This is a genomic window from Clostridium sp. MCC353, assembly GCF_018785315.1.
GTDB lineage: Bacteria > Bacillota > Clostridia > Lachnospirales > Lachnospiraceae > CHH4-2.
On sequence record NZ_WQPN01000056.1, the window covers coordinates 25,115 to 32,938 of the forward strand.

At 46.4% G+C, this 7,824-nt stretch carries 9 protein-coding genes and 1 pseudogene; all 10 read left to right on the forward strand.

Features of this window, described 5'->3' with window-relative positions; translation table 11 throughout:
• Window positions 1–102 precede the first annotated feature (102 nt).
• A complete protein-coding gene (locus GPL15_RS11630; protein WP_215698837.1) occupies window positions 103–1,341 on the forward strand; it encodes an N-acetylmuramoyl-L-alanine amidase family protein in 1,239 nt (412 codons plus the stop codon).
• A gap of 20 nt (window positions 1,342–1,361) precedes the next feature.
• Window positions 1,362–2,111 (forward strand): hypothetical protein, encoded by a 750-nt coding sequence (locus GPL15_RS11635; protein ID WP_215698838.1) that lies wholly within the window; start codon window positions 1,362–1,364, stop codon window positions 2,109–2,111.
• Window positions 2,112–2,332: 221 nt separating this feature from the next.
• Window positions 2,333–3,247, forward strand: a complete 915-nt coding sequence (locus tag GPL15_RS11640) for an energy-coupling factor transporter ATPase (protein ID WP_215698839.1) — start codon at window positions 2,333–2,335, stop codon at window positions 3,245–3,247.
• Window positions 3,231–4,079 (forward strand): energy-coupling factor transporter ATPase, encoded by an 849-nt coding sequence (locus tag GPL15_RS11645; RefSeq protein ID WP_215698840.1) that lies wholly within the window; start codon window positions 3,231–3,233, stop codon window positions 4,077–4,079. Before GPL15_RS11640 ends, GPL15_RS11645 begins: the two co-directional genes overlap by 17 nt.
• Window positions 4,080–4,088: 9 nt before the next feature.
• Window positions 4,089–4,913 carry an energy-coupling factor transporter transmembrane component T gene (locus GPL15_RS11650; RefSeq protein ID WP_215698841.1) on the forward strand — a complete coding sequence of 275 codons (825 nt, stop codon included), beginning with the start codon at window positions 4,089–4,091 and terminating at the stop codon, window positions 4,911–4,913.
• A gap of 22 nt (window positions 4,914–4,935) precedes the next feature.
• Complete coding sequence (gene truA, locus GPL15_RS11655; protein ID WP_215698842.1) at window positions 4,936–6,075, forward strand: tRNA pseudouridine(38-40) synthase TruA; 1,140 nt, start codon at window positions 4,936–4,938, stop codon at window positions 6,073–6,075.
• A gap of 166 nt (window positions 6,076–6,241) precedes the next feature.
• Window positions 6,242–6,676 carry a 50S ribosomal protein L13 gene (gene rplM / locus GPL15_RS11660; protein ID WP_215698843.1) on the forward strand — a complete coding sequence of 145 codons (435 nt, stop codon included), beginning with the start codon at window positions 6,242–6,244 and terminating at the stop codon, window positions 6,674–6,676.
• A 28-nt stretch (window positions 6,677–6,704) separates the two neighbouring features.
• Window positions 6,705–7,097, forward strand: coding sequence for a 30S ribosomal protein S9 (gene rpsI / locus GPL15_RS11665; RefSeq protein ID WP_215698844.1), 393 nt, complete (start codon window positions 6,705–6,707; stop codon window positions 7,095–7,097).
• 97 nt (window positions 7,098–7,194) lie between these two features.
• A pseudogene (locus GPL15_RS11670) lies at window positions 7,195–7,491 on the forward strand (DUF4160 domain-containing protein).
• A complete protein-coding gene (locus tag GPL15_RS11675; protein WP_215698845.1) occupies window positions 7,467–7,742 on the forward strand; it encodes a DUF2442 domain-containing protein in 276 nt (91 codons plus the stop codon). The pseudogene GPL15_RS11670 and the gene GPL15_RS11675 overlap by 25 nt, the downstream one beginning before the upstream one ends.
• Window positions 7,743–7,824 lie beyond the last annotated feature (82 nt).

The following is a 7,824-nucleotide window of genomic DNA, read 5'->3' on the forward strand; positions in this document are numbered from 1 at the left end:
ATATCGTAAGTTGACGCTTACTGTATGCAGAGGCTATAATATTAGTAGAAAGATAAAACTGTATGTTCCACATATAATATAGTTTGCAGGGGGAGTGATATCATGAAGGGATTAAAGAAGATTATCAGCATTACCATTTCAGCAGCGATGCTTGCGGCAGCGATGCCTGTCAGCACATTTGCCAGCTCTGCCATAACCTCCGTTTCTATCCGGATAGATAACAACATTGAGCCGGGCGACCGGCTGCCGGACATTACGGTGGAGGACAGATCGGGCGGAAACAGCGGTTCATCCGACAGCGGCGATATTGTGGTGAGCACATCCAATTCCAAGTACTATGTCCGGGATGCGGAGTGGACGTCGTCCCGCAACAGGGATGTGGATGTAGGCGACCAGCCGGAGATGAAGGTTTATATTTCACCGACCAACGACGATGACCATTATTTTAAGGGAAGTTATTCTTCCAGCAACATTTCCATTAAAAACGGCACTTATGTGAGGGCGAGAAAGAGTGGGGATGATCTGGTAGTTACTTTAAAGGTTTCAGCCGTGGAAGGCACTTATGATCCGCCAGAGGACGCTTACTGGAGAGACAGTGGATATGGAAAAGCCAGATGGAAAGCAGGAGAGGTCAGCTCAAACACCTATGATGTGTATTTGTACCGTGGAAGCAGCATTGTGACTAAGGTGGAATCCTTAAAAGCCACTTCTTATGATTTTTATCCGTATATGACAAAGGAAGGCACCTATTCCTTTAAAGTGAGGGCGGTGCCCAGTTCAAGCAGCGATAAAAAATACGCGAAGAGAAGCGAGTGGACCGAATCTGACGATATGTACATTAATAAAGAACATGTATCTGACGGAAGAGGACAGGGAGCCACCAACGCGGGAACATCCCAGGTTGGATGGGTTTATCAGAGCGGCACATGGTATTATAAGTATCCGGACGGATCTTACCAGAAGAATTCCTGGCTGAAAGTGAATGACAAGTGGTATCTGTTTGACAGCAGCGGCCGGATGCTCACCGGATGGCAGAATCGGAATAACCAGACTTATTTCTTGAACAGCAATGGCGATATGTTCACCGGATGGCTGAAAGACGGCAATAAGTGGTATTATATGAATCAGAATCCTGGCGATTTTGAAGGCGCTATGGTGAAAAACAGCTGGGTAAACCAGAACGGCAAAACCTACTATATGAACAGCGATGGCGTGATGGCGGAAGGCTGGTATGAGATAGCGGGACAGTGGTATTACTTCTATCCGGGCGACGGCAGCAAGGCGGTGAATACCACAATTGACACCTTCTATGTGGACGCCAACGGTGTCTGGGTAAGATAGCATAATAGGAGATTAAAAGCATGGGACAGAGAGTACACAAGTTTCTTCGGGGGGCTGTACTGAGTGTGTTGATGCTGTTGACGGCTGCCTATCCTGCGTTTGGGGCGGAGACGGTCCGGTTAGAGGCTGCGGAGAATACATGGTGGGAAGATGACACCACCGCGGCATGGACTTCCGTAAAAAAAGCAAAGCAGTATCAGGTGAGGCTGTATGAAAATGAAGTGTCAGTCGCCAAACTTACGGTGAATACTAACCGGGCGGATTTCAACGATTATATGCAGGATGGATACCAGTATTATTTTGAAGTCCGGGCCGTAGCCAGGAATTCAGAACAGAGCTATGTGGAGGATGGCCCGTGGGTTACTTCGAAAACGGTTGAATTGTCGAACAGGGGAGACACCGCCGGAAGGTGGAGGAATTATGCGGATGGCAATAAGTACCAGATGGAAGACGGCACCATGGCAGTCAGCGGCTGGAAGCTGATTTCAGGAACCTGGTATCACTTTGATGATTACGGGTATGCGATAACAGGATGGCTGGAAGATAACGGCAGCCGTTATTTCCTGGATGAAGAGGGAAGGATGGCGAAAGGCTGGACGGAGATCGGGGGCTTCTGGTATTATTTCCAGAAGGACGGAGCCATGGCTTCAGGCTGGATTCAGCCGGAACCGGGAAAATGGTACTATATGCAGGAGAACGGAGTCATGGCTTTTGATACAACGGTGGATGGATACCGGCTGGATTCATCGGGTATGTGGATTCCATCCTAAAGCGTATTTGAGAACTGCTTAGCATCAGCAGTGTGTTCGGAAATTTATTGGAAGCAGAATGGCGATATACGTTTATACTGGGAACAAATAGAACTGAGAATAATAAATTTAAGCGGAGAACGGCGAAAGTCGTTCTCTTTTGCTTGACTGTTGTGTTAATTTCAACTAAAATTGAGAAACATAATGGTGGTCATCAGCATGTTAAGAAAAGAGAACGAAATATGGGAATCATAAAAGCCAGTAAATTGATATTTGACTATGTCAGAAGAGACGAAGAAGAGAATATAGAGGAAGTGAACCGGGCCATTGACCAGTTGAACATGGAGATCGAAGAAGGCACTTTCGTGGCAATTCTGGGCCATAATGGTTCCGGAAAATCCACATTGGCAAAGCAGATCAACGGAATCCTCATGCCAACGGACGGGACGGTCTGGGTTTCGGGAATGGATACTTCCGATGAGAACTATATCTGGGATGTGAGGAAGACGGCGGGAATGGTATTTCAAAACCCGGACAACCAGATTATCGGGAATATTGTAGAGGAAGATGTGGGATTCGGGCCGGAGAACATCGGCGTGCCTACGGAGGAGATATGGAAGCGGGTGGATGAGAGCCTGGAAGCCGTTGGAATGACTGCATACCGTTTAAAATCCCCCAATAAGCTGTCGGGAGGGCAGAAGCAGCGCGTTGCCATTGCTGGCGTCATGGCCATGAAGCCCAAATGCATTGTGCTGGATGAGCCTACGGCCATGCTGGATCCTAACGGCAGGAAAGAAGTGATCCGCACGATACGGGAACTGAATAAAAGGGAGAAGATCACAGTCCTTCTGATCACCCATTATATGGAAGAAGTGGTTCATGCGGACCGGGTGATCGTAATGGATGAAGGACATATTGTGATGGATGGAACGCCCAAGGAGATATTTTCCCGCGTGAGGGAACTGAAGTCTTACCGGCTGGATGTACCTCAGGTGACGGAGCTGGCATATGAGCTGAAGGAGGCGGGAGTTGACCTGCCGGATGGCATATTAGGCCGCAGGGAACTTATGAAGTACCTTCTGCCGATTATGAAGGAGAGGTATCCGGACCTGGTACATCTGGAAGATGAGGGGAAGAACGATGGCAATAAAGGTTGAGAATCTGAATTATATATATGGACAGGGAACGGCATTTGAACAGTATGCGCTGAAAGATGTTAATTTTGAGATACCGGACGGCCAGTTTGTGGGCATCATCGGCCATACGGGATCGGGAAAATCCACCCTGATCCAGCATTTGAACGGTTTAATAAAGCCCACTTCCGGTCATATTTATTATAATGGTGAGGATATTTATCAGGAGGGTTACAGCTTAAAACTGCTTAGGAGCAAGGTAGGATTGGTATTCCAGTATCCGGAACATCAGCTTTTTGAGGTTGATGTATTTTCTGATGTCTGCTATGGGCCCAAGAATCTGGGGCTGTCACAGGAAGAGATTGAAGAACGGGCCAGGGAGGCGCTGACGCTGGTGAAGCTGGATGAAAACCTGTGGAAACAGTCTCCATTTGAGCTTTCGGGCGGCCAGAAGCGGCGTGTGGCAATTGCCGGAGTGATGGCCATGAAACCGGAGGTTCTGATTCTGGATGAACCTACGGCAGGCCTGGACCCCAAGGGACGGGATGAGATTCTGGATCAGATCCTGGAGCTTCATGACGAAAAGGGCATGACCATTATCCTGGTATCCCACAGCATGGAGGATATAGCCAGGTATGCGGACCGCCTTATGGTGATGAACCAGGGGGAAAAGGTTTTTGACGGTGCGCCGAAAGAGGTTTTTGAACATTACAAGGAGCTGGAAACCATAGGTTTGGCGGCGCCGCAGATCACCTATATCGTTCATGAGTTAAAGGACCATGGCGTGCCGATTGATGAGGACATCACCACGGTGGAAGAAGCGAAAGCGGCGATTTTAAGCCTGCTTGGTAAATAGGAGAAAACGATGATCAGAGATATTACGTTAGGACAATACTATCCGGTGGATTCGGTGCTTCACAGGCTGGATCCCAGGACCAAGCTGTTTGGGACGATGGTATTTATCATATCCCTTTTTCTGGCTAATAATATATTCACTTATATTGCGGCAGCGGCTTTTATGGCGGCTGCAATAAAAATGTCCAATGTTCCGTTTAAATTCATGGTGCGGGGCTTAAAGGCAGTGATCTTTCTTCTGCTCATAAGCGTCAGTTTTAACCTGTTTTTGACGCCGGGAGAGCCGATTGTCCGGTTCTGGATATTTAAGATATCCTGGGAAGGGATCAGGACGGCGTCATTTATGGGGCTGAGGCTGATCTTTCTGGTGATCGGATCTTCTGTGATGACGCTGACTACAACGCCCAATGAGCTGACGGACGGGCTGGAAAAAAGCCTGGGATTTCTCAACAAAGTCAAGGTTCCGGTTCATGAAGTGTCCATGATGATGTCCATAGCCCTCCGGTTTATTCCAATTCTGATTGAGGAAACGGATAAGATCATGAAGGCCCAGATGGCGAGAGGAGCGGATTTTGAGAGCGGGAACCTGATTCAAAAGGCAAAAAATATGGTGCCTCTTCTGGTGCCCTTGTTCATATCCGCATTTCGCCGGGCAACGGATCTGGCGATGGCCATGGAGGCCAGATGTTACCGCGGAGGAGAGGGACGGACTAAGATGAAGCCTTTGCATTATAAGCGGGCCGACCGCGTTGCGTATGTGATTTATGCGGCGTATCTGGCGGCGCTCATCGGCCTGCGAAACGTAACTGTTGCATTTGCAGTATTTGCGCAGTAACGCTTGGGTATGGAGGAATTTTATGAAACGTGTGAGACTGATTGTCTCCTATGACGGGACCAATTACTGCGGCTGGCAGGTACAGCCCAATGGAATAACGATCGAAGAGGTGCTGAATCAGCATCTCTCCGCGCTTTTAAAGGAAGAAATAACGGTGATCGGAGCCAGCCGGACGGATTCGGGCGTACACGCTTTAGGAAATGTGGCGATTTTCGATACGGAAAACCGGATGCCGGCTGACAAGATCTGTTTTGCGCTGAACCAGCGCCTGCCGGAAGATATCCGCATCCAAAAATCGGAAGAAGTCCCCTTGGACTGGCATCCCAGAAAATGCAACTGCACAAAAACCTATGAATACAGGATATTAAACCGCAAGATCGATATGCCGGTCAGCCGCCTGTATTCTCATTTTTGTTATTTTCCACTGGATGTGGAAAAGATGAAGGCAGCGGCCGGGTTTATCGTGGGAGAACATGATTTTAAGAGCTTCTGCACGGTCCGTTCCCAGGCGGAAGAGACGGTCAGAACCATTTACAGCCTGGATATTGACCGCAGGGATGATATGATCACCATAAGGATCAGCGGGAGCGGATTCCTCTACAATATGGTCAGGATTATTGCGGGAACGCTGATGAAGGTGGGCATGGGCGTCTATCTGCCGGAACATGTGGAAGAGATCATTGATGCCAGAGACAGGCAGAAAGCCGGACCGAAGGTGCCGGCAAAAGGGCTGACCCTGGTCAGCCTGGAATACGAAACGGAACTTCCAAAATGGCTGGAAGGGGAGAATAAATACTGGAGCTATGGGGCTCTGCAGACCCATATTAAAGAAGAGAAAACCGGGTATTTACTGATTAAGAGGTGTGCGGATGAGGAATGGGCGGGAGTTCTGCGGAGAATGATCCATCAGATCGTCCGAAACGGGGCCGATTTCGTATACGTGGCGGATTTGGAGAAGGACAGGCTGAAGGCTGGGGATATCTACGGATTCTATGAGATGGAAGAGCCGGAGGGGGAACGGATAGCGTTATCTCTGCTGGATGAGGAAGAAAGGGAGCGCATACGGGAAATGGCGGGTGCGGCTGCCGGTGGAAGGGAAGTATCCGGTAAGTGGTATCTTGCAAAAAATAAAAAGGTGTCCCCAATATGCCCAAATACCTAAAAAAGTACGTAAAATAAGGCAGAAATGGGTTGACACACGGGGCAGAGTGTAATATAATATAAAACTGTGACGTTAGATTGAAGTGTCGATAGCCAAAGCCCCGGTAGAGACATTTTCAGATATAAAGTTAGCAGACAATAGTTGATTTTTTATAGGAGGTTAACCAATGAAGAGTTTTATGGCTAGTCCAGCAACAATTGAAAGAAAATGGTACGTAGTTGACGCTACCGGACATACATTAGGACGTTTGGCATCAGAAGTAGCTAAGGTATTAAGAGGAAAGAATAAACCGATCTTTACACCACACATGGATTGCGGCGATTATGTAATCATCGTTAATGCAGACCAGATCAAAGTAACAGGTAAGAAGTTAGATCAGAAGATCTATTACAACCACTCAGATTACGTTGGCGGTATGAAAGAAACCACATTACGTGAACTGATGGCTAAAAAGCCTGAAAAAGTTATGGAATTAGCAGTTAAGGGTATGCTTCCAAAGGGACCTTTAGGAAGAAGTATGATGACAAAACTTCATGTATATGCAGGACCAGAGCATGAACAGGCTGCTCAGAAACCAGAAGTTTTAGAAATCAAATTTTAATTAAAGGCGCTGAAAGGAGGAAGTAATCATGGCAAATTCAAAATTTTACGGAACAGGCAGAAGAAAAAAATCTATCGCTAGAGTATATTTAGTACCAGGTACTGGTAAGATCACAATCAACAAGAGAGATATTGATGAGTATCTTGGTCTTGAAACATTAAAAGTTGTAGTTCGTCAGCCGCTCGTTGCTACGGAAACAACTGATAAATTCGATGTATTGGTTAACGTTCATGGCGGCGGTTTCACCGGACAGGCCGGAGCAATCAGACATGGTATTTCAAGAGCTTTATTACAGGCAGACGCAGATTTCCGTCCGATCCTAAAAAAAGCCGGTTATTTAACCAGAGATCCAAGAATGAAAGAAAGAAAGAAATACGGCTTGAAGGCTGCTCGTCGTGCACCACAGTTCTCCAAGAGATAATCAATTGCATAGATGTAATGATGAGAAACCCACAGACATTCAGTTTGTGGGTTTTTTTACATGAAAATTGTGATATATTTATAGTGTGAACGATATATTGCCAGAAATATCACTATTTTATGGGATCAGAGTGACAATGTATTATGATGATCATAATCCGCCGCATTTTCATGCAGAGTGCAATGGGAATAAAGCAATTGTTGAAATAGATGGAGTAAGAGTAATAAAAGGTTCCCTGCCGTCTGGGCAATTAAAGTTAATTTTAGCATGGTGAGTTCTGCATCAGGATGAATTGATGCAGAATTGGGAATTATCAAAAGATGGGAGGCCGATGAATCGAATTAATCCTTTAGCCTGGGAGGTGATAATATGTTTCCGAAGGTGGTACAAGTGATGCCAATGAAAGATTATTCTGTTTATGTGTATTTTGAAGATGGAAAAATTGTATGTTATGATATGTCCAAAATGCTTGAGAAAGAGGAATTTCATCCATTGAGGGATATTGATGTTTTTATGGATACCTGTACAGTTATGAATGACACCCTTGCATGGGATATTTACAGGAATCGAGATTGTACTATGTGCTTGGATATTGATCCGGATACATTATATGAATTTCCATTTGTAAATGGGCAGATCGCATAATAGAAGGGAATAAGAGTAAAACCGAAGAAATAGTTTATAAAGGGGCATCCGCAGCAGTGATTGGAAAATCACTGCTGCGGAT